Source organism: Pseudomonas sp. SG-MS2, from assembly GCF_009933855.1.
In the GTDB taxonomy this organism is placed as follows: Bacteria; Pseudomonadota; Gammaproteobacteria; order Pseudomonadales; family Pseudomonadaceae; genus Aquipseudomonas; species Aquipseudomonas putida_E.
Map to the genome: position 1 here is coordinate 110,030 of NZ_MOMO01000258.1, position 20,376 is coordinate 130,405.

18 protein-coding genes are annotated in these 20,376 nt (G+C 58.9%); 7 read left to right on the top strand and 11 right to left on the bottom strand.

Translation table 11 applies throughout. The features are described from left to right. The first annotated feature begins 410 nt into the window (after window positions 1-410). Window positions 411-1,085, top strand: coding sequence for a heavy metal response regulator transcription factor (locus BLX42_RS24750; RefSeq protein WP_003253420.1), 675 nt, complete (start codon window positions 411-413; stop codon window positions 1,083-1,085). 117 nt (window positions 1,086-1,202) lie between these two features. Next, complete coding sequence (locus BLX42_RS24755; RefSeq protein ID WP_010951457.1) at window positions 1,203-1,526, top strand: hypothetical protein; 324 nt, start codon at window positions 1,203-1,205, stop codon at window positions 1,524-1,526. A 101-nt stretch (window positions 1,527-1,627) separates the two neighbouring features. Here the strand turns inward: BLX42_RS24755 and BLX42_RS24760 are convergent, their stop codons facing one another. The 6 genes from BLX42_RS24760 to BLX42_RS24785 form a co-directional block, all read right to left on the bottom strand. Then, window positions 1,628-2,155, bottom strand: a complete 528-nt coding sequence (locus BLX42_RS24760) for a hypothetical protein (protein WP_012269855.1) — start codon at window positions 2,153-2,155, stop codon at window positions 1,628-1,630. A gap of 189 nt (window positions 2,156-2,344) precedes the next feature. Further along, window positions 2,345-3,772 carry a hypothetical protein gene (locus BLX42_RS24765; RefSeq protein WP_196997244.1) on the bottom strand — a complete coding sequence of 476 codons (1,428 nt, stop codon included), beginning with the start codon at window positions 3,770-3,772 and terminating at the stop codon, window positions 2,345-2,347. A gap of 51 nt (window positions 3,773-3,823) precedes the next feature. Then, the gene (locus BLX42_RS24770) at window positions 3,824-4,225 is read right to left on the bottom strand and encodes a hypothetical protein (protein ID WP_153428583.1); all 402 of its coding nucleotides are present in this window, start codon (window positions 4,223-4,225) and stop codon (window positions 3,824-3,826) included. 725 nt (window positions 4,226-4,950) lie between these two features. Then, window positions 4,951-6,228, bottom strand: a complete 1,278-nt coding sequence (locus BLX42_RS24775; RefSeq protein ID WP_119688004.1) for a DUF2254 domain-containing protein — start codon at window positions 6,226-6,228, stop codon at window positions 4,951-4,953. A 115-nt stretch (window positions 6,229-6,343) separates the two neighbouring features. Continuing rightward, on the bottom strand, window positions 6,344-6,769 hold the full coding sequence (locus tag BLX42_RS24780; RefSeq protein ID WP_115273209.1) for an RcnB family protein: 426 nt from the start codon (window positions 6,767-6,769) through the stop codon (window positions 6,344-6,346). A 134-nt stretch (window positions 6,770-6,903) separates the two neighbouring features. Further along, entirely contained in the window at window positions 6,904-8,208 is a 1,305-nt protein-coding gene (locus BLX42_RS24785) for a sigma-54-dependent Fis family transcriptional regulator (protein WP_115273210.1), read from the bottom strand. 223 nt (window positions 8,209-8,431) lie between these two features. Between BLX42_RS24785 and BLX42_RS24790 the strand changes: the two genes are divergently transcribed. Genes BLX42_RS24790 through BLX42_RS24800 form a run of 3 tightly spaced genes read left to right on the top strand, consistent with a single transcriptional unit; the run spans window position 8,432 to window position 11,442 of the window. Next, window positions 8,432-9,316, top strand: a complete 885-nt coding sequence (locus tag BLX42_RS24790) for an MBL fold metallo-hydrolase (protein WP_046786793.1) — start codon at window positions 8,432-8,434, stop codon at window positions 9,314-9,316. A 39-nt stretch (window positions 9,317-9,355) separates the two neighbouring features. After that, the gene (locus BLX42_RS24795; RefSeq protein ID WP_115273211.1) at window positions 9,356-10,627 is read left to right on the top strand and encodes an FAD/NAD(P)-binding oxidoreductase; all 1,272 of its coding nucleotides are present in this window, start codon (window positions 9,356-9,358) and stop codon (window positions 10,625-10,627) included. Beyond that, complete coding sequence (locus BLX42_RS24800; protein ID WP_046786795.1) at window positions 10,624-11,442, top strand: sulfite exporter TauE/SafE family protein; 819 nt, start codon at window positions 10,624-10,626, stop codon at window positions 11,440-11,442. Before BLX42_RS24795 ends, BLX42_RS24800 begins: the two co-directional genes overlap by 4 nt. On the opposite strand, the gene BLX42_RS24805 is transcribed toward BLX42_RS24800, so the two are convergent. Continuing rightward, complete coding sequence (locus BLX42_RS24805) at window positions 11,431-12,318, bottom strand: LysR family transcriptional regulator (RefSeq protein WP_161872857.1); 888 nt, start codon at window positions 12,316-12,318, stop codon at window positions 11,431-11,433. The two genes, BLX42_RS24800 and BLX42_RS24805, sit on opposite strands and share 12 nt — an antisense overlap. Window positions 12,319-12,444: 126 nt before the next feature. Between BLX42_RS24805 and BLX42_RS24810 the strand changes: the two genes are divergently transcribed. Both BLX42_RS24810 and BLX42_RS24815 read left to right on the top strand, forming a co-directional pair. Then, window positions 12,445-14,091 carry a GMC family oxidoreductase gene (locus BLX42_RS24810; RefSeq protein WP_161872858.1) on the top strand — a complete coding sequence of 549 codons (1,647 nt, stop codon included), beginning with the start codon at window positions 12,445-12,447 and terminating at the stop codon, window positions 14,089-14,091. A gap of 97 nt (window positions 14,092-14,188) precedes the next feature. After that, window positions 14,189-15,808 (top strand): MFS transporter, encoded by a 1,620-nt coding sequence (locus tag BLX42_RS24815; RefSeq protein WP_046786798.1) that lies wholly within the window; start codon window positions 14,189-14,191, stop codon window positions 15,806-15,808. A gap of 177 nt (window positions 15,809-15,985) precedes the next feature. Here BLX42_RS24815 and BLX42_RS24820 read toward each other — a convergent pair whose 3' ends face one another. From BLX42_RS24820 to glyQ, 4 genes are read right to left on the bottom strand one after another with little or no spacing between them, the layout of a single operon-like run. Then, entirely contained in the window at window positions 15,986-16,756 is a 771-nt protein-coding gene (locus tag BLX42_RS24820; RefSeq protein ID WP_046786799.1) for a 1-acyl-sn-glycerol-3-phosphate acyltransferase, read from the bottom strand. Window positions 16,757-16,816: 60 nt separating this feature from the next. Then, window positions 16,817-17,344, bottom strand: a complete 528-nt coding sequence (gmhB, locus tag BLX42_RS24825; RefSeq protein WP_046786800.1) for a D-glycero-beta-D-manno-heptose 1,7-bisphosphate 7-phosphatase — start codon at window positions 17,342-17,344, stop codon at window positions 16,817-16,819. Window positions 17,345-17,347: 3 nt separating this feature from the next. After that, window positions 17,348-19,399, bottom strand: a complete 2,052-nt coding sequence (gene glyS / locus BLX42_RS24830) for a glycine--tRNA ligase subunit beta (protein WP_012312031.1) — start codon at window positions 19,397-19,399, stop codon at window positions 17,348-17,350. Then, window positions 19,396-20,343 (bottom strand): glycine--tRNA ligase subunit alpha, encoded by a 948-nt coding sequence (glyQ, locus tag BLX42_RS24835; RefSeq protein WP_012312032.1) that lies wholly within the window; start codon window positions 20,341-20,343, stop codon window positions 19,396-19,398. The genes glyS and glyQ overlap by 4 nt, the downstream gene beginning before the upstream one ends. Between the last annotated feature and the right edge of the window lie 33 nt (window positions 20,344-20,376).

Genomic DNA, 20,376 nt, shown 5'->3' on the forward strand with positions numbered 1-20,376 from the left:
TGCTCCTTTGGTAAAAGGTGGATATTTGGCGCCCATTGGGCGCCTTTTTTTTGCCTAAAATTCAAGTAGGCGTTCGATTGTACGCATCGCATGCCGGTGAAGTTCATGACTACACCAATGACCAGTCTCTTCAATGTGAGCGACCTCGCCGTCATCTGAGCGGAACGAAGCCAGCACAAAGAAGAAAATAACCCAATACTTCATAAGGTCAAATCACCTGCTGGAGAGAGGGCCCGCAACTGTCAAACCCAAACCGCGACAAGATATACCGCCAGACTATCAACTGTATTACCTAGAAATTACAAATCCGTCATTTGAGCCCCGGCACGCTCATTTTGATTTACCATCCCTTTCAATAATGCCGGCGCGCGTGCGCGGTTAATTGCTCAGTGATATCGAGACAAAATCCCATGCGAATTCTGGTAATTGAGGATGAAGTAAAAACTGCGGAGTATGTGCGTCAAGGTCTGACGGAATGTGGCTATGTCGTAGATTGCGTCCACACCGGGTCAGATGGATTATTCTTGGCTAAGCAGCACGAATATGAGCTGATTATCCTGGATATAAATCTGCCAGAGATGGACGGTTGGCAGGTCCTTGAGTTGTTGCGTCGTAAAAACTGCCCTTCCCGTATCATGATGCTGACGGCGAGAAGCCGGCTGGCGGATAAGGTCCGGGGGCTGGAGAACGGAGCAGATGACTACCTGATCAAGCCATTTGAGTTCCCTGAGCTGCTGGCCCGGGTTCGCGCCTTGATGCGCAGGTCAGATCACCCTGCATCCGTAGAGGTCATTCGCGTCGCTGACCTGGAGCTTGATCAGAGCCGGCACAGGGCATTCAGGGACGGTCAGCGCATTGACCTGACCACGAAAGAATTCGCGTTACTGCATTACCTGATGCGTAATACCGGTGTGGTGCTGAGCCGCACCCAAATTATTTCGCAGGTTTGGGATATGAATTTTGACTGCGACACAAACGTTGTAGAGGTGTCGATTCGAAGACTCAGAGCCAAGATAGATGACCCTTTCGAGACCAAACTGATACATACGCTTCGGGGCGTAGGGTATGTGCTTGAAAAACGATAGTTGCCAAGCTCTCTAGTACCGAAAATCCGCTACATGCTCCCGTCGCTTGCGAACTTGAGGTTTCTGTTTACGATCCGCGGCGCTGATTCCTCACTCAACAAATGAGGTAGGCTGTACATGAGGTATAGCATTGATTATCAGCAGGTTTCGCAAGGACAATCCGATGCCAGCATTGATGCCTGTCCAGCTGACATTGTCTTCAACAGCGACCATGGCCTAGCTCTTATCCCGTGCGTTGGCGATGTTATCAACCTCCCCTCTACGGCGGTCAAAGAAGGGGTTTGCGGCATCGTTAGATCAAGGATTTTCAATTATCTCAGAGGTCCTGAAGAGCTGTACTGTCACGTCAATATTCTCGTTGAGGAGGCGGACATCAATTTCGAAAGTCTCATCTCGGAATACATGCGCAATCAGTCACGTGCTCGCTCGCCTTCTTCATAAAGTCGAAGGCGGGCCAGTCCATTAATGGTTGTGTATGGGTGAGGGTTCAGCAGAGCGAGCGCCTACTGAGCACCAGAGATGAATAGTCACAGCCTAGTGGTTTAACGCGGTACTGCTGGTGTACGCAGGGCCGGACTCATTGTTTTTTGAATGGCGCATTGCAGCACATAGAAATATAAAACCCCGGAAGCAAATACGATTGCGGACAGATAAGCAAACTCAGAGTCTAAAACCCCGGAAACCATATACAATTTAATCGTGATAGAACCCATAATAATTCCGGTACAGTACATGACGCCTGTGAACTGATTGCCCAAAAAACTCAGTATGCCGCTGAAGGCATTGTTCGCACTCAACAGCATTGCTTTCAGTATCGTCCAGCCGAGAACTGGCAGAAAAGCCTTGATCATGAAGGCGAATAACATCGACGATGCAAACAGTTTTATCGGGGTTTCTGCCCACGGCTTGATGGTGCCGTCTACTTCAACGCCGGTATACAAGATGATATTCAGAATAATCGCCATAAGGGTGCATATGCCGAGGCGTATCATTTCCCGCTTAAGCGGGGCCATCATTATCACTGCGTGAATCTTGTTTCCAAAGTATCGTTTTAGTCCTTGGATCGACATTTTTCTTCCTATGCTCTCGGGTATGACGCTGTTGTAGCGTTGTATGACGGTCATGCTTTTACCCGAAGAGAGGTGACGCTTCAACGGTCCTGAATTGCGCAGGGGATCTCATGTCCTTCCCCTGGCTGGGTAGCTTGCTGAGAAATTCTCATCTACCTGCGTGGCAACGATGCGGCCACCCCGCCGCCGTCAGAGCTCTGGAGGACTGGCTGCTGTCAGCAACTCATCGAGTGACGGAACCTTAGCGTTTGCACTGAGGACGAGTGTTCTGGATCGGAGTATGGATACATCAAAGAAAGATTCGCACTCGACTCTTCCGTTTACTTCTCTCCAGTGGGTGACTTCTGGTATCAACTCATTAGGCACCGGGTATAGTGCCATAGGGTTATGGAATACCTCCACTTCAGCAGACCACGGCTCGTAGCCATATTGCGGCCAGAGCTGACCGTAGTCGCTGGACGCTACATCCAACAGAAATGGGATACCTCGTGATGCTCCCGGAGAACGGTCGAAAAACTCACCAAACCGCAAGTATCGGTACCCGTCTAGATGAGCTCCACCTGAGATCGGCACTCGGCTGAGCTTTGGCACTGTGCAGGCATTGGTGAAAATGACCGCTGAAAGATGGGCATTTTCCATTAGCGTAAATAGGCCGTTGGGGCGCCCTGATAGCAGAGATGTCTCTTCCTCCACAGTTATCAGGTGCGTACCACGATGCGCAGATGAGTGAACTGCAAAGCCATAGAGATAGCTGATGAGCGACTCCCTGCTCCACAGCATTGAACTGGGCGCATGGAAATCGGCTAAGGCCAGAATGAGCGGCTTACCCTCCACGTGCGGTAGGGATTCGTAACGCTTGTCCAATTTGTTTTGGATGGTCCTCGCAAACCTTTCTGCAGCCGCTCCTAAGAAACGCTCATGTCGGTCAGCGGGTGGGGGGACCGGCGAGGCGCCAAAATGCTCATACCGCTCTTCCGGGTTGGCTGTCACTGCTTCAACCCAGGCCTCATCTCCCAGCCTATTCTCGATGTGAAAATCGGGTGATTCTTTAGGCTGGGTGACCAAGAGTCCCTGTTCACGAAAAATCGCTAATAGGTGGGCTTCCCAGAGGCGGGTGTGAAAATTCTCAGTCTGGCAATCGGGAACCCAATTTCTGTCTGGGGATGGCAGTGCGAGATACAGTTGATTCAGCGCCCACGCCCCAATACGGCGGCTTGGATCAAATAGTGATTTGAACACCACGCTTGGTGTGCGCTTACCCATTCTGCTTAGAGGAGCACGTCGTCGTTCACCTGAAGGGAGTGGAAGCGGATGGGCTTGGGTATAGAGAAAATGGCTGATTGAGGCGCGGGCTTCGGACTCGCCAGTGGTGCACTCACCATGGCTGAGGAGCACCCACACGCTATCGACACGACGCCGCAAGGTGACAATTCCGAAGCTGCCGGAATTGATATTTCGGGTTAGAGCGGCACAAGAAATTCCGTCCTCACTAAGCCATGCCCCTACTGGCGGGCTGTCCCCAAACCCCAACCCTCGTGGAAGCGACAAAGCGATTAGATCGAACATCGGCGCAGCAATTTCTTTCATTCGCTGATCTCGGCAGTCGTCAAAATGCATTCCATCAATGCCTCGGAGCGTGCCCGCCGGCGATGGCATCGGTGGAGGTACCTATTGAAGAAGGGGGCTTTGCTCCACCAGGACGTCTCGGTTGGTGAAGATGGTCTCAATGGTTGCAGCCTCGGCAGCCACATGAGTCTTTCGCGTGATCTCTTCAAGGGCCAGTTCGAGCCGGTAGTCTTGGAAATACTCGTACAGCTTTTCAGAGCTCTCGGATATCTCCTCCCCACCATTTTTTGCGAACAAGATGTGGATGATCGCTGCGAGTGGGAGGGAGATGTCGAGATCCTTCTCTTCTGCATCTGACTCCGAGTTCAAACCGTCGAAATACCTCTCCAGATGATTCTGGAGCTCCTCAAGCCAGAACTGAGATAGGTTGCTAGGTAGGGAGCTTTCAGGCCCGGTCAGAAGGACTTCATCTCTGAATAGAGCCAGCAGATTGGGGTTTGCCATGGAGGACCTCACGATTAGATTTGAGAGCAACTGGTCAGCATAGTCCACCTCAAGATGACCACCTCCTTGACGCCCATCCTGGTGCTCCTGAGCATCAGACGAGTGAATCGCCCCGAAACCTGTAGATACAAAATGACCGCTTCTCGCCGTTAGCTGCCTTTCTTGAAGGACAGCTTTGGGTCGATAGCGGCCTTCGTGGAGGTTGGTGTCTACGGGGTCGGTTTAGTCATTCTGAATCTCCGGTTTCACCTCCGTGAGGCCGGCCATCGTCATGCATCAGATCTTGATTGACACGCGTGCCGCTTTGGATAGCCTTGCAATTGAGGGCTGCAACTGCGCATTTGTCGGGCCTGGGTACCAGCATGAGCCCCCGCAATTTTGGCAGCAGAGGAAGCTGGTTCCTCTGAAGTAGTGACGGCGGGCATTGCCAGTCGGATTCTGAACCCAAGGTCGCCAGACTAGGAGCTAAAGGATCGCTGCGACTACTCCTCATCCCTTACCGAAAAGTCACGCGTCGGTCGTAAACGGCCCTTTCCAGGCCAATCAACTTTTGTGATTGGTGAGTAGGGATTTCTCGGCTTTTCTGTGAAAAGCACCCCTTCATTTCACAAAAAAAATGGCGAAGATTCCAATTTCACGGGGTCTGGCCTATCACCTATTTTGTGAACCTACACAGGTTGTTCTCACTAAAAAGCCCGCGCAAGCGGGCTTTTTGGTTTGGGCTGTCATTCAATCGTCCTGAGCTTCACGTGCACTGACCTCAGCTGATCTTTTTCATGCGCGAGTGTAAGTGACGCCTCTGCACGCATGACAAGCTGCTCCCCATGCCTGATGCAACTCTGCTTGAAAAGCGCGGGGTTTATCTGGGCCAGGCTGACAAGTGCCTTGAGCAACCGAAGGTCGACTTCTAGAAGAGCGGCGCCGTCTCTGCTGATAGGGGCAAAAAAATCGTCGAACAAATCGTCCACCGTCAACCCTCGCAGGTGGACCCACTCGCAGCTTTTTTCCTGGTCCGGTTCGCAAGCGTGTGCTTTGCCCCAGTACGTCAAAGTTCTAAGGCCTCTGCCAATCACATCAATAGCGGTGCCCGGATCATTGACCGCTGGTGACAACGCGCGGGATGCGATTTCCGATAGCACGCATAGCCCAAACCTCGGGTCATGTTCAAAGGTTCTTCGGGTGCCTATGGTCAACGTCGCCAGCGTGTCCTTGAGGCTTTGCTCATCAGGATGCTTGTCACTCAAAGGTACAATGCGAGCGACCGGCATACCGATGTGGACAAAACTACCTGGGAGAACTTCCACATAGATCCGGATCTGTAGCGCTTTGGAAATGGCGCCCAAGGCTTGCACATCGATATGTTGGACGTAGCCAGTCTGGTTGCTGGCAATGGTTTGCGCGGACAGCGGTAGTACAAGGTCTACCGGGTACGCTGAGCCTCCCAGATAGGGCCAGCGAATGCGATGAGCCATGGCCTCTATCGCCGCCTTTTCCACACGGTCAATGGTTTCTCCGACCCGTCCGAGTTTGGAAAGGTGGTCTATCCAGCGCAGCAGTGTGTAAATGATCAGCGTCACGACAGCTAGCGTCACCGCAAAAAGCACGACTCGGCCCTGGCTTCCATAGAGGCCGGTACTCAGGGCAATGATGCCAACCAGGCTGAAGAGAAACGAACCGATGAATGTGGCCAGCGCGTTCTGGGTCGTGGTGTCTTCCATGACCAGCGTTGTGGCACGCGGGGTCACCCCGCTACTTGCGGCCCCGTAGGCGGTGACCATCGTGCTCAATGAGAAGGTGGTCACAGCCAGCATGCTGGAGGCAATGATCCCGAGAATCTTGTCCACTGCATCTGCGCCGATGCGCGCTGGCAAGGTTTGCGGGATGAAGTCTCTGAACAGGATGGCAAGCAATGCAGTCGCCACACCCAGAATGGAGAACAGAGAGGCTCTGAACCAGAGTCGCTTGGTGAGTTGACCCGCTACCCAACGCCAACGCGCAATCATGTGCAGTACCTTCAAGAGACTGATCGAATAGTTAACAGACTAGAAGTTTCAATCCACAACCCAGCAAAAAACCCGCGCAAGCGGGCTTTTTGTTGGCGGCTGGTTTTATACGGCCTTAGTAGCCGCTGAGGATGTTTACGATCACCCCGGAAGCAATGGCCACCAGCACGTAGTCGCCGTTGACGTACAACCAACGGTGGTCGCGGGGCGGCGGCGAGAGGTGCCGGGCGCGCCAGTCGGTCACCCAGTAACGGTCATTGCGATAGTGCGGGTCTACCACATGGCCGCGCTTCCATTGCTGGTGAGGTACCGGCATCCCCGGTTGTGGACGGAAGTTCGGATTACGGTAGGACTGAGCCTGGCCGTTGCCGGGTTTGCCATGTTGTTGCGGATGGCCTTGCTGCTTGCTCTGCTGCGGATGACCTTGGCCCTGATGCGAGCGGTCGCCATCGTGCCCTTGAGGCGGGCCGGGCTGGGCGAAGCTGGCCAGTGGTACGCTGAGCATCAAGGTAGCGCAGAGCACAGAGAGGCTTTTTTTCATCGTATGTCGATCCTTTGCATGTTCACGTCCGGCGGGTTTCAACGAGACGCCGATTACGGTTAATGCTTCAGACCGTGATTCGCGATGAGTAATCCCTGGCAAGAGGTAAAGGTCCGGTAAAGAATCGCCAAGCACTAAGCCGGATTCAGCCCCAGCGCTTTCAAGCGCCGATACAGCGTACGTTCACTCATCCCTAAGTGGCGCGCCAGTTCGCTACGCGGGCCCTGAAACTGTTCCAGCGCTTGTGCCAGATCACTCAGGTCGCTGCGAGCGCGCCCCTTGTTCGCACCGGTTGCGATTTGCGGGCCTACATCTTCCGGCAGATGCTCAGGCCGTATCAGCCCATCATCGGCAAACAGCCGCGCCCGTTCCAGGATGTTGCGCAGCTCGCGGATATTGCCTGGGAACGTATGCAGGGCCAATTGTTGAAGCGCAGCGTCAGTAAGGCTCGCGGCAGGTTTGCCTGCCATGCGTTGCAGCAGGCTCTGCGCAAGCAGCGGCAGATCCTCTACGCGTTCGCGCAAGGCAGGCAGGCGGATGGGAAAGCCACTGATGCGGTAATACAGGTCTTCCCGGAACGTACCCTCGGCAACCATCTGCTTGAGCGGTTTGTGTGTTGCAGACACCAGGCGGAAGTCCGCATGCACGGTGCGCAGGCTGCCAACCGGGCGCAAGGTGCCGGATTCGATCAGGCGCAGCAATTTGACCTGCATCGCCAGTGGCACCTCACCAATCTCGTCGAGGAACAGCGTGCCGCCGTGGGCCGCTTCTGCCAGGCCGATCTTGCGCTGGTTGGCACCGGTAAAGGCTCCCTTCTCATAGCCGAACAGCTCGCTCTCGAACAGTGACTCGGTCAAGCCGGTGCAGTCGACCACCACCAAAGGGCCATTCGCCCGTGGGCTACCCATATGGATCGCCCGGGCGAAAAGCTCCTTGCCTGTACCGGATTCACCCTGGAGCAATACCGGGATCTGTGCGGGGGCCGCACGTTGCAGGCTGGCCAGTGCCGTTTTGAACGCTGGCGCCCGGCCGACCAGGCCCTGTTGTTGAGGTTGCGCCGAGGCCAGTGTGACCGTGGTCAGGCGTTCTACGAAGGCCACCACCCTGCCCTGCTCATCGAGGATCGGCCGCAGTTCCACATCCACATGCTCAGGCCCGCGCGGGGTGTGATGAATGTGCAGTACCCGTTCCGGCAGCTTGCTGTCCCAGGCCTTGCGCATGGGGCAATGCTCACCGGCCTGGTCGCAAGGCACGGCGTAGTGATGGGAAACCCGGTGGCACTTCTCACCCAGTGGCGCACGGTCGTCACGGCCGAACTGCCGACGATAGGCGGCATTGGCTGCGAGGATGTTGTAGTCGGTGTCCAGCACGATGGTAGGCAACGCATCGTGTTCGAGGTAGGAAACCAGAGCTAGGATGAGGGGATGGGATTCAGGCATGACGGCACCGATTGGATAAGCCGTTGAGGGTAACAAGGACTGCCAAACACTGCCATTGGCTGACAGTCGACTGCCAGCGCAACTGCCACACCGGGCTGTCATGCGCCATCAGGGGCCGATTTCACTGGCCTTGGCACGGGTTAAACCCCTGGCATGCATCTTGATAAACCACCCGTCACTGCCTACGCCTCTAAAAGGCGGGGTGGATTATTTGGAGAACGTGATGATCATCGGCAACAACCTTCAGGTGGAAGCCTTTTTCGACGACGCCACCTCGACCATCAGCTACCTGGTACTGGACCGCGAGACCAACCAGTGTGCGTTGATCGACAGCGTACTGGACTATGACCCCAAGTCAGGCCGCACCTGCACCGAGTCTGCAGACCGTCTGATTGATCGGGTACAGAGCCTGGGCGCCAAGGTGCAGTGGATTCTGGAAACCCATGTACACGCCGACCACCTTTCAGCTGCGGCGTATCTCAAGGAAAAGCTCGGCGGCCACACCGCCATTGGCGCCGAGATCACCAAGGTACAGAAAGTCTTCGGCGACTTGTTCAACGCCGAGCCGGGCTTCGCCCGTGATGGCAGCCAGTTCGATGTGTTGCTCATGGACGAAGAAGGCTTTCGCATAGGTAACCTGCACGCCCGCTCGTTGCACACGCCTGGGCATACCCCCGCTTGCATGAGTTACTTGATAGAGGATGCGGGAGAAAAAGCACTGTTCGTGGGCGACACCCTGTTCATGCCCGACTACGGTACCGCACGCTGTGACTTCCCAGGCGCTGATGCTCGCACCTTGTACCAATCGATCCGCCGCCTGCTGGCCTTCCCTGACCAGACTCTGCTGTTCATGTGCCATGACTACCTGCCGGGCGGGCGTGACATGCGTTATGTCACCACCGTTGCCGAGCAGCGCGCCAGCAACATTCATGTTCACCAGGGCATCGATGAGGACAGCTTTGTCGCCATGCGTGAAGCGCGTGACAAGACCCTCGAGATGCCCGTCCTGATCCTGCCTTCGGTGCAGGTCAACATGCGCAGTGGCCATTTTCCGCAGCCGGAATCCAACGGCGTGAGCTACCTGAAGATCCCGTTGAACAAGCTCTGAGCGCCCTGCCCCATCATTAGAATTCCCAGGATTTACGCCATGCCTGCCTTGTTGTCCCCTGCTAATTCCGACCACCACAAGGTGGTCATCGTCGGTGCCGGCGCTGCCGGCATCGCCACTGCTTCCAGCCTCATCAGCCGCGACCCGTCACTGGATATCGCGGTGATCGACCCTGCCGACGTTCATTACTACCAGCCCGGCTGGACCATGGTCGGTGCGGGTGTGTTCAAGGCACCGAGCACCGCGCGCACCATGGCCTCGACCATCCCCCGTGGCGTGCGTTGGATCAAGGCGCGCGTGCAAGGGTTCGACCCGCTGGGCCAGCTGGTCATGCTCGAAGATGGTCGCACCATCAGCTATGAACAGCTGGTGGTCTGCCCCGGCCTCAAGCTCGATTGGGCTGCCATTGACGGGCTCAGTGATACCCTGGGGCGCAACGGCGTCACCTCGAACTACCGCTACGACCTGGCACCCTACACCTGGGAGCTTGTGCAGAACCTCAAGCAAGGCCGCGCCCTGTTCACTCAGCCGCCCATGCCGATCAAGTGCGCCGGTGCGCCGCAGAAGGCGCTGTACCTGTCCTGCGACCACTGGATGCGCCAGGGGCTGCTGGGCGATATCAAAGCCTGCTTCTTCAATGCCGGCGCAGTGCTGTTCGGTGTGCCCGATTACGTGCCGGCCCTGATGGCCTACATCGACAGGTACGGTGTGGACCTCAATTACAGCCACCGTTTGGCTGCAGTAGATGGCCCGAACAAGCGCGCCACCTTTGTCCGCACCTTTGCCGATGGCAGCACTGAAACCCGCACTGAAGCTTTCGACATGCTGCACGTGGTGCCGCCACAGGTTGCCCCGGACTTCATTCGTCAAAGCCCATTGGCCGATGCCGCTGGCTGGGTCGATGTCGACCCGCATACGCTGCGTCATCGCCAGTTTGCCAATGTCCATGCCCTTGGCGATGTAGCCAGCACCAGCAACGCCAAGACTGCGGCCGCTGCGCGCAAGCAGGCTCCGGTGGTTGCCAACAACGTGCTGGTGGCGCTGGGCAGGCTGGCTAACCTTGCCCAGTACGATGGCTACGGCTCCTGCCCGTTGACGGTCGAGCGCGGCAAGATCGTGCTTGCCGAGTTCACCTATGGCGGCAAGGTTGCGCCGAGCTTCCCGCGCTGGTTGCTGGATGGCCGCCAGCCGACGCGCCTGGCCTGGCTGCTCAAGGCGCGAGTGCTGCCGCCGCTGTACTGGCAAGGCATGCTGAAGGGACGAGAGTGGCTGGCACGGCCGCAACCGCTGGCGGCCGAGGCACCACGGTGATCGAACATCAACTGCTCGGTGCCGGGCTGGGCGCGATCATTGGCGCAGTGCTGGCGCTGACTGGCGCGGGGGGCGGCATCCTGGCGGTGCCGCTGCTGGTGTTTGGCCTTGGTCTGTCGATGGTCGAAGCTGCGCCCATTGGCCTTCTTGCCGTAGGTCTTGCCGCTGCCGTGGGGGCGATCCTCGGCTTGCGCCAAGGGCTGGTGCGTTATCGCGCCGCGCTGTTCATCGCCCTGATCGGCATCGCTGCTGCACCGCTCGGGCTGATGCTCGCCCATCGTCTGCCCGACACACCCTTGGCCCTGGTGTTCGCCGGCGTGCTGGTTTACGCATGCCTGCGCATCTGGCGCAAGGCTGCCAGCGAGTTGCGTGGCGAGGCCAACGAAGCCCACCGTTTCATCGAGCCGTGCGTGCTCAACCCGCTGCAGGGCCGTTTGCGCTGGACACTGCCCTGCGCGCGGGCGCTGGCCATGACCGGAGCGCTTTCGGGATTGTTGTCCGGCTTGTTGGGGGTGGGGGGTGGCTTCGTGATCATCCCTGCCTTGAACCGCTACACCAACCTGCGTATGAAGAGCATCGTCTCGACCTCGTTGGCGGTGATCGCCCTGGTGTCTACAGGTAGCGTGGTCAGTGCCAGCCTGGCCGGGGTTATGCACTGGCAGGTGGGCGCACCTTTTGCCGCGGGCGCGGTGCTTGGCCTGCTGCTGGCGCGGCCACTGGCGACGCGGCTGGCCGGGCCTCGCCTGCAGCAGCTGTTCTCGGTGGCCGGCTTTGCGGCTGCCCTGCTGCTGGCCAGCAAGGCGCTACTCGGCTAGCAGCTCGGCCTGTTCCTGCGCGCACAGCGCCAGCAGGTAATCCCAGACCACCCGCAGGCGTACCGACTTGTGCAATTCACGACGGGTGCATATCCAGTAGCTGCGCTGGATGGTTTCGCTGGGCAGTACGCGCACCAGTGTCGGGTCGTGGCGAGCCATGTAGTTGGGCAGCACGGCGATACCCAGGCCGGCGCGCGCAGCGGTTTGCTGGGCGATTACGCTGGTGCTGCGAAAAGCCACATTGGGCGCCCGGCAGAAGCTGTTGAGAAACAGCAGCTCCTGGCTGAACAGCAGGTCGTCGACGTAGCCGATCCAGCTGTGCCGGGCCAGATCTTCACGGTTGCGTAAAGGTGGCGCGCGGTCCAGGTAAGCCTGGCTGGCATACAGGGCCAGGCGGTAGTCAGTGAGTTTGCGGGTAATCAGCAGGTCGGCACCGGGACGTTCCAGGTGAATGCTGATTTCCGCCTCGCGGTTGAGGATGCTGACAAAGCGAGGCACGGCCACCAGCTCCACTTCCAGGCCCGGATACCGTTCGAACAGCGCGTTCATGCGTGGGGTGAAGAACATGATGCCGATGCCTTCGGTGACCCCAAGGCGAATCTTGCCCAGCGGTGTGATGGCCTGGGTGATTTCTTCCTGCGCCAGCAATGCGACGTTCTCCATGGCTTCGGCGTGCTTGAGCAGCGCCTGGCCGGAGGGCGTCAATTCGTAGCCCTGCGCGTGTTGCACGAACAGTGGGGTGCCCAGGCTTTTCTCGATGCTCTCGATATGCCGGGCAACCGTGCTATGGGTCGTGTTGAGACGCTTGGCAGCGCTGAGCAGGCGGCCACTGCGCTGCAACTCGAGGAAAAACCGCAGATCATTCCAGTCGAACATGCATCCTTTCCCTGTTTTTCGCTGTGCTAAAACGCACAACGGCTGCGCGAAATCTCGTGTTTCCTCAGCGAAATTAATCAATAAGATGTACGACGACAAGAATAAAAATCAGGCGCGAGGTTGCACATGCCATCAGCCGATTCTGTCTTCGACTACGTTATCGTGGGTGCCGGTCCTGCCGGTTGCCTGCTGGCCAATCGATTGTCCGCCGACCCGTCCCGCCGCGTGTTGCTGCTGGAAGCCGGGGGCCGCGACAATTACCCCTGGATTCACATCCCCGTCGGTTACCTTTACTGCATCGGCAACCCCCGCACTGACTGGTGCTTCAAGACCGAAGCGCAAAGCGGCCTGGGTGGTCGTAGCCTGGGTTATCCCCGGGGCAAGGTGCTGGGGGGCTGCTCATCGATCAACGGCATGATCTACATGCGTGGCCAGGCTGCGGACTATGACCATTGGGCCGAACAGGGCAATGACGGTTGGGCCTGGAAGGACGTGCTGCCGCTGTTCAAGGCCAGCGAAAATCACTTTGCAGGCAACAGTGATCACCATGGCGCCACTGGCGAATGGCGGGTGGAACGTCAGCGCTACAGTTGGCCGATCCTCGATGCCTTCCGAGATGCCGCCGAACAGAGCGGCATCGCCAAGGTCGATGACTTCAATACCGGCGACAACCAAGGCTGTGGATATTTTCAGGTCAACCAGCGCAGCGGTGTGCGCTGGAACGCATCCAAGGCTTTTTTACGACCTGTGCATAACCGTTCCAACCTCACCGTGCTGACCGGCGTGCAGGTTGACCAAGTGCTGCTGAACAACACCTGTGCCCGCGCAGTGAGAGCATTTTGGCAAGGCGCCTGGCACGAGTTCGCTGCGCGCCGCGAGATCATCCTGTGTGCAGGGGCGGTGGGTTCGCCCGGCATCCTGCAGCGCTCCGGCATTGGCCCGCGCACGTTGCTGGAAACGCTCGGCATCGGCGTACGGCACGATATGCCCGGTGTCGGTGGCAATCTGCAAGACCACCTGCAATTGCGCCTGATCTACCAGATCCGCAACACCAGAACGCTCAACCAGATGGCCAACAGCCTGTGGGGCAAGATGGGTATGGGCCTGCGTTATCTCTACGACCGCAGCGGCCCGCTGGCCATGGCGCCAAGCCAACTTGGGGCGTTCGTGCGGTCCAGCCCGGAGCAGGCCACCGCCAACCTGCAATACCACGTACAACCCCTGTCGCTGGAACGCTTCGGCGAGCCGCTGCACCGCTTCCCCGCCTTCACCGCTTCGGTGTGCAACCTGCGCCCGGCTAGCCGTGGGCGCATCGACATCCGTAGCTCGGACATGAACAGCGCGCCACTGATAGACCCCAACTACCTCAGTGACCCTCAAGACCTGCGCGTTGCCGCCGACGCCATCCGTATCACACGCCGCATCGTCCAGGCCCCTGCCCTCGCTGCTTTCGATCCTCAGGAATACCTGCCAGGCCCTGCCCTGCAGACCGAGGAGGAGCTGTTCGAAGCGGCAGGCAAGATCGGCACCACCATCTTCCATCCGGTCGGGACCTGCCGTATGGGCAGCGGCCCGCTGGACGTTGTGGATAACCAGCTGCGTGTACGCGGCATCCCCGGCCTGCGCGTGGCGGATGCTTCAATCATGCCGCAGATCACCTCCGGCAATACCTGTTCACCCACCCTGATGATCGCCGAGAAGGCGGCCCAACTCATTCTCAAGGGAGCTGCTACCCAGACCTACCTGAACGAAGACGCGTTACCGACGCCCTGACCCGGGTGCGTGCAGTACCGGCGGCTTGCGGTCAGAAGCTGCCGACAGTGGAACAACAAGAATAATCACTGTGGCCTGCGGGCCGAGGACAGCAACGATGTCGGATTACATCCAAGAGCAGGGGGCGACGGCGAGCAGCCCAAGCCGTCGTGAAGAACGCAAGATCATTTTCGCGTCATCCCTCGGGACGGTTTTCGAGTGGTATGACTTTTTTCTCTACGGTGCGCTGGCGGCAGTGATCAGCAAGCAGTTCTTTGCTGGCGTCAACGACACCACCGCTTTCATCTTCGCCCTGATGGCATTCGCCGCCGGCTTCCTGGTACGGCCCTTCGGCGCGCTGGTGTTCGGCCGGCTGGGTGACATGATCGGGCGAAAATACACCTTCCTGATCACCATCGTGCTGATGGGCTTGTCCACCTTCGCCGTTGGTTTGCTGCCCACCTATGCAAGCATCGGCATTGCCGCGCCGATCATCCTGGTGGTACTGCGCATGCTGCAGGGGCTGGCACTGGGGGGCGAGTATGGTGGCGCGGCGACGTATGTGGCCGAACACGCACCGCCCGGCAAGCGCGGCTTCCACACGGGCTTCATCCAGTCCACTGCTACCCTTGGGCTGCTGCTGTCGTTGCTGGTGGTGCTGGGCAGCCGCTACATCACCGGCGATGAGTTCGAAACCTGGGGCTGGCGCTTGCCGTTCCTGCTGTCGATCGTGCTGCTGGGCATTTCCACCTGGATCCGCATGAGCATGCATGAGTCGCCGGCCTTCGTGAAAATGAAGGCCCAGGGCAAGATCAGCAAATCGCCGATCCGCGAGTCGTTCACCTCCTGGCCAAACCTCAAGGTGGTGCTTACCGCACTGTTCAGTATCAACGCCGGCCAGGCCGTGACGTTCTACACGGCGCAGTTCTACGTGCTGTTCTTCATGACCCAGATGCTCAAGATGGATCCGGCCCAGGCCAATACCTTGCTGATCATCAGCGTGGTGATCGGTGCGCCGTTCTTCGTGTTCTTCGGCTGGCTGTCCGACCGCATCGGCCGCAAGCCTATCCTGATGCTCGGCCTGCTGCTGGCCACGGTGTTGTACTTCCCGCTGTTCAAGGCCCTCAGCCACTACGCCAACCCGCAGATCGACGCAGCGAGCCGTCAGGCGCCGATCGTGGTCACCGCTGACCCGCAAGGTTGTACCTTCCAGTTCGACCCGGTCGGCAAGGCGCGTTTCGACAGCCCGTGCGACAAGGTCAAGACCTTCCTGGTCAAACAGGGCCTGCCGTACAGCTCGGTGAATGTGGCGGGCAGCCAAGTGGTGGTGAACATTGGCGACAAGACCATCAACGGGTTTGACGAAACAGCCATGCGCACAGCCATCGAGCAGGCGGGCTACCCGGCCAAGGCGGACCCGTCGCAGGTCAACCAGGTGATGGTGGTGGTGCTGATCGTTGCAATGATCCTGATCGCAACCATGACTTATGGCCCGCTGGCGGCGGTGATGGTGGAGCTGTTTCCGACGCGTATCCGCTACACCTCGATGTCGCTGCCCTACCACATTGGCAATGGCTGGTTTGGCGGTTTCCTGCCCACGGTTTCGTTCGCGCTGGTGGTGTACACCGGGGATATCTTCTACGGCTTGTGGTACCCGGTGCTGGTAACCGGGATCAGCCTGGTGGTGGGAATCTTCTGCCTGAAAGAAACCAAGGATGTGGATATCGACAAGGTCTGATGATGTCGTGAAGCCATAAAAAAACCGGCTGTAAAAGCCGGTTTTCTTATGCCTCAAAAAAACTTATGCACGCTTTTCAGAAAAATGTCATACACAAAAATAAATAGGCAATTCATAGACTTAGCTATCAAACGAGGCATTTCATCCAAAAATTGCTAACACGTTATCCACAGATCGTCAGGCAATCTGCTCGTGTGGTTTTTCATCTACCGGTGGCAACGAGCCCAAGCGGCGCTGAGTCGCTTCGTTCCACGCCGCGGCACGGTCATTCAACTCTGCAATGGCACGCGGGCCGGTACCATTGGCATACATCGGCTCCCCGATGACCACCTCGATGGTGCCAGAGCGCTTGCCCCACCCTGACTTGGGCCAGTACTTGCCGGCGTTATGCGCGATCGGCAGCACGGGCAGCCCGGCATTTACCGCCAGCGCGGTACCGCCACGGGAAAACTTGCCCACGGTGCCAAAGGGTACCCGAGTACCTTCCGGGAAGATCAGCACCCAGACCTTCTGCTTGAGCAATTCGTCACCCTTGCTCGCCACCTGGCGCAAGGCTTCCTTGGGGTTGTCGCGGTTGATCGCGATCGGCCGCAGCATGGCCATGGCCCAGCCAAAGAACGGCACGTACAGCAGTTCACGCTTGAGCACCTGGCTCAATGGCGAGAAATAGGCTGACAGGAAGAACGTCTCCCAGGTGCTCTGGTGGTTGGACAGAATCACACAGGGCTCTTTGGGCACGTTCTCGGCACCGGTGACCTTGTAGTGGATACCCAGAATCACCCGCGCCAGCAGCACGGCAAAACGGCACCAGTAGACGTTGATGAAGCGGTAGCGCTTGTGGAACGGCAAAAATGGCGCGATAAAAAAGCTCAGCGAGCACCACAGCAGGGAACTGGTGCCCAGCAGCAGGTAAAAAAGAAAGATTCTGATCGCCCGCAGGATCGACATAGTGGCATGTACCGTTGCGGGCTTGCCCGCCTGATAAAAATGCGCCCTTGGGCGCATTGTTTAGATTAGTTCTCTGGCGATAGCTGCCAGATCGTCGAAAATCAGTGTGGTTTGCGCGACACCCTTTTCAAGCGTCCGCTCGCCTTTGCCGGTTTTCACCAGCACCGGTTGTGCACCGACGGCCAGGGCGGCCTCCAGGTCACCTTTACTGTCGCCGACAAACCATACGCCGCGCAGGTCGGCCTGATAATGGTCGGCGATTGCCCGCAGCATGCCAGGCTTGGGCTTGCGGCAGTCACAACCCTCGTCCGGCCCATGCGGGCAATACACGATGTGGCCGACTTCGCCGCCGTGCCCTGCCACCAGCGTGCGCAGACGCGCATGCATGGCTTCGAGGGTTGCCAGTGAATAGTAGCCACGGGCAATGCCGGACTGGTTGGTGGCCACGGCCACCGTCCAGCCCGCTTTGCTCAACTGCGCGATGGCCTCGATCGAGCCGGGGATCGGGATCCACTCCTCCAGCGACTTGATGTAGGCGTCGGAGTCCTGGTTGATCACCCCGTCACGATCGAGAATCAGCAGTTTCAAGGCTTACCCCAGCAGCGAAATGTCAGCAACGCCCAGGAACAGGCCGCGCAGGCGGCTGAGCAGGGCATAACGGTTGGCGCGGACCTTGGCATCCTCGGCGTTGACCATCACCGCCTCGAAGAAGGCGTCGACCGGGTCACGCAGGGCCGCCAGGCGGGCCAGCGATTCGCTGTACTGACGTGCGGCAGCCATCGGTTGCACAGCCTGGTCGGCCTGCTGGATGGCCGAATACAGCGAGAACTCGTTGGCGTTGTCGAAGTACTTCGGCTCGACCTGTTCGGCAATGGCGCCTTCAGCTTTGCTCAGCAGGTTCGACACACGCTTGTTCACTGCGGCCAGCGCCTCGGCTTCCGGCAGCTTGCGGAAGGCCTGCACGGCCTGCACACGCTGGTCGAAGTCCAGGGCCGAACCCGGCTTCAGGGCACGTACCGACAGGTAGGTGGCAACGTCGATGCCTTCGTCTTCATAACGTGCACGCAGGCGGTCGAAGATGAACTCCAGCACCTGCTCGGCCAGGCCTGCGGCCTTGACCTTGGCGCCGAACTGCTTGACCGCGAACTCCACCGCAGGGGTCAGGTCCAGGTCCAGTTGCTTCTCGATCAGGATACGCAGCACGCCCAAGGCGGCCCGGCGCAAGGCATACGGGTCTTTGCTGCCGGTGGGCAGCATGCCGATGCCGAAGATACCGACCAAGGTGTCGAGCTTGTCGGCGATGGCTACCGCAGCACCGGTCAGGGTCTGTGGCAGCTCGGCGCCAGCACCGCGCGGCATGTACTGCTCGTTCAGCGCCAGGGCCACGTCTTGCGGTTCGCCGTCGTTGAGCGCGTAGTAGTAACCGGCAACGCCCTGCATCTCTGGGAATTCGCCGACCATTTCGGTGGCCAGGTCGCACTTGGACAGCAGCCCGGCACGGCCGGCGCGCTGGGCGTCGCCGCCGATCAGCGGGGCAATGTACGCGGCAAGCCGGGATACGCGCTCGGCCTTGTCGTAGACGGTGCCCAACTGCGCCTGGAAGACTACGTTCTTCAGGCGTTCGTTGAAGGTTTCGAGCGGCTGCTTCTTGTCCTGCTTGAAGAAGAACTCGGCGTCGGTCAGGCGCGGGCGCACGACCTTCTCGTTACCCGAGACGATCTGCTTGGGGTCACGGCTTTCGACGTTGGCCACGGTGATGAAGCGCGGCAGCAGCTTGCCTTCGCTGTCCAGCAGGCAGAAGTACTTCTGGTTGTCCTGCATGGTGGTGATCAAGGCTTCCTGCGGCACCTCGAGGAAACGCTCCTCGAACGAGCACACCAGCGGTACCGGCCACTCGACCAGCGCAGTCACCTCATCCAGCAGCGCTGGCGGCACGATGGCAGTGCCTTCCTGCTGCATGGCCAGTTCGGTGGTGCGCTTGGCAATCAGCTCGCGGCGTTCGGCGAAGTCGGCCAGCACGTAGGCTTTGCGCAGGTCTTCGACGTAGTTGGCCGGGGTGGTGATGACCACGTTCTGCGGATGGTGGAAGCGGTGCCCACGGGATTCACGGCCGGCCTGCTGCGACAGGATGGTGCAGTCGACGACCTGATCGCCCAGCAGCATCACCAGCCACTGGGTCGGGCGCACGAACTCTTCACGGCTGGCGGCCCAGCGCATGCGCTTGGGGATCGGCAGGTCGTTGAGCGAATCTTCGACGATGGTCGGCAGCAGGCTGGCGGTGGCCTTGCCCGGGATATGCTGGGAGAAGCGCAGCTTGGCGCCGCTCTGGTCGATTTCCGACAGCTCTACCCCGCACTTCTTGGCAAAGCCCAAGGCAGCCTGGGTCGGCTCGCCGTCCTTGAAGGCAGCCTGCAGGGGCGGGCCGTCGATATTGATGCTGCGGTCAGGCTGCTGTACATCCAGCTGGCGAATCAGCACGGCCAGACGACGCGGCGCGGCGTACACCTGTTTGCCGGTGTAGTTCAGGCCGGCGGCCTGCAGGCCTTTTTCGATGCCGGCCAGGAAGGCGTCACCAAGGGTGGCCAGGGCTTTGGGTGGCAGCTCTTCGGTGCCCAGTTCTACCAGGAAATCTTGAGCACTCATTGTGCAGCCTCCAGCTTCGCCAACACTTCGTCACGCAGTTCAGGGGTAGCCATCGGGAAGCCCAGGCGTGCACGGGCTTGCAGATAGCTTTGCGCCACGTCCCGGGCCAGGGTACGCACACGCAGGATGTAACGCTGGCGCTCGGTCACCGAGATGGCGCGACGGGCGTCGAGCAGGTTGAAGGTGTGCGAGGCCTTGAGCACCATTTCATAGGTCGGCAGCGGCAGGTCCAGCTTGATCAGGCGGTTGGCTTCGCTTTCGTAGAAGTCGAACAGCTCGAACAGTTTCTCGACGTTGGCGTGCTCGAAGTTGTAGGTCGACTGTTCCACTTCGTTCTGGTGGAACACATCGCCGTAGGTGACCTTGCCGAACGGGCCGTCGGCCCAGACCAGGTCGTACACCGAGTCGACACCCTGGATGTACATGGCCAGGCGCTCCAGGCCGTAGGTGATTTCACCGGTGACCGGGTAGCACTCGATGCCGCCTACTTGCTGGAAGTAGGTGAACTGGGTCACTTCCATGCCGTTGAGCCAGATTTCCCAACCCAGGCCCCAAGCGCCCAGGGTCGGCGATTCCCAGTTGTCTTCGACGAAGCGGATATCGTGGACCAGCGGATCCAGGCCGATGGCTTTCAGCGAGCCGAGGTACAGCTCCTGGAAGTTGGCCGGGTTGGGCTTGAGCACCACCTGGAACTGGTAGTAGTGCTGCAGGCGGTTGGGGTTTTCGCCATACCGCCCGTCGGCAGGGCGACGGCTGGGCTGCACGTAGGCGGCGTTCCAGGTTTCCGGGCCGACGGCGCGCAGGAATGTAGCGGTATGGAAAGTGCCGGCGCCTACTTCCATATCGTAGGGCTGAAGCACCACACAACCTTGAGCTGCCCAGTAGTTCTGCAGGGCGAGGATCAGGTCTTGGAAGGTACGCACGGCTGGCGTAGGCTGGCTCACGAAATTCACCTGTATCTGGGGATGCGGATGTAA

Bases quoted from the DNA above. Each gene is read 5' to 3' on its own strand.
- BLX42_RS24750 (WP_003253420.1), top strand. From the start codon at position 411: ATGCGAATTCTGGTAATTGAGGATGAAGTAAAAACTGCGGAGTATGTG.
- BLX42_RS24755 (WP_010951457.1), top strand. From the start codon at position 1,203: ATGAGGTATAGCATTGATTATCAGCAGGTTTCGCAAGGACAATCCGAT.
- BLX42_RS24760 (WP_012269855.1), bottom strand. From the start codon at position 2,155: ATGTCGATCCAAGGACTAAAACGATACTTTGGAAACAAGATTCACGCA.
- BLX42_RS24765 (WP_196997244.1), bottom strand. From the start codon at position 3,772: ATGCATTTTGACGACTGCCGAGATCAGCGAATGAAAGAAATTGCTGCG.
- BLX42_RS24770 (WP_153428583.1), bottom strand. From the start codon at position 4,225: ATGGCAAACCCCAATCTGCTGGCTCTATTCAGAGATGAAGTCCTTCTG.
- BLX42_RS24775 (WP_119688004.1), bottom strand. From the start codon at position 6,228: ATGATTGCGCGTTGGCGTTGGGTAGCGGGTCAACTCACCAAGCGACTC.
- BLX42_RS24780 (WP_115273209.1), bottom strand. From the start codon at position 6,769: ATGAAAAAAAGCCTCTCTGTGCTCTGCGCTACCTTGATGCTCAGCGTA.
- BLX42_RS24785 (WP_115273210.1), bottom strand. From the start codon at position 8,208: ATGCCTGAATCCCATCCCCTCATCCTAGCTCTGGTTTCCTACCTCGAA.
- BLX42_RS24790 (WP_046786793.1), top strand. From the start codon at position 8,432: ATGATCATCGGCAACAACCTTCAGGTGGAAGCCTTTTTCGACGACGCC.
- BLX42_RS24795 (WP_115273211.1), top strand. From the start codon at position 9,356: ATGCCTGCCTTGTTGTCCCCTGCTAATTCCGACCACCACAAGGTGGTC.
- BLX42_RS24805 (WP_161872857.1), bottom strand. From the start codon at position 12,318: ATGTTCGACTGGAATGATCTGCGGTTTTTCCTCGAGTTGCAGCGCAGT.
- BLX42_RS24810 (WP_161872858.1), top strand. From the start codon at position 12,445: ATGCCATCAGCCGATTCTGTCTTCGACTACGTTATCGTGGGTGCCGGT.
- BLX42_RS24815 (WP_046786798.1), top strand. From the start codon at position 14,189: ATGTCGGATTACATCCAAGAGCAGGGGGCGACGGCGAGCAGCCCAAGC.
- BLX42_RS24820 (WP_046786799.1), bottom strand. From the start codon at position 16,756: ATGTCGATCCTGCGGGCGATCAGAATCTTTCTTTTTTACCTGCTGCTG.
- glyS (WP_012312031.1), bottom strand. From the start codon at position 19,399: ATGAGTGCTCAAGATTTCCTGGTAGAACTGGGCACCGAAGAGCTGCCA.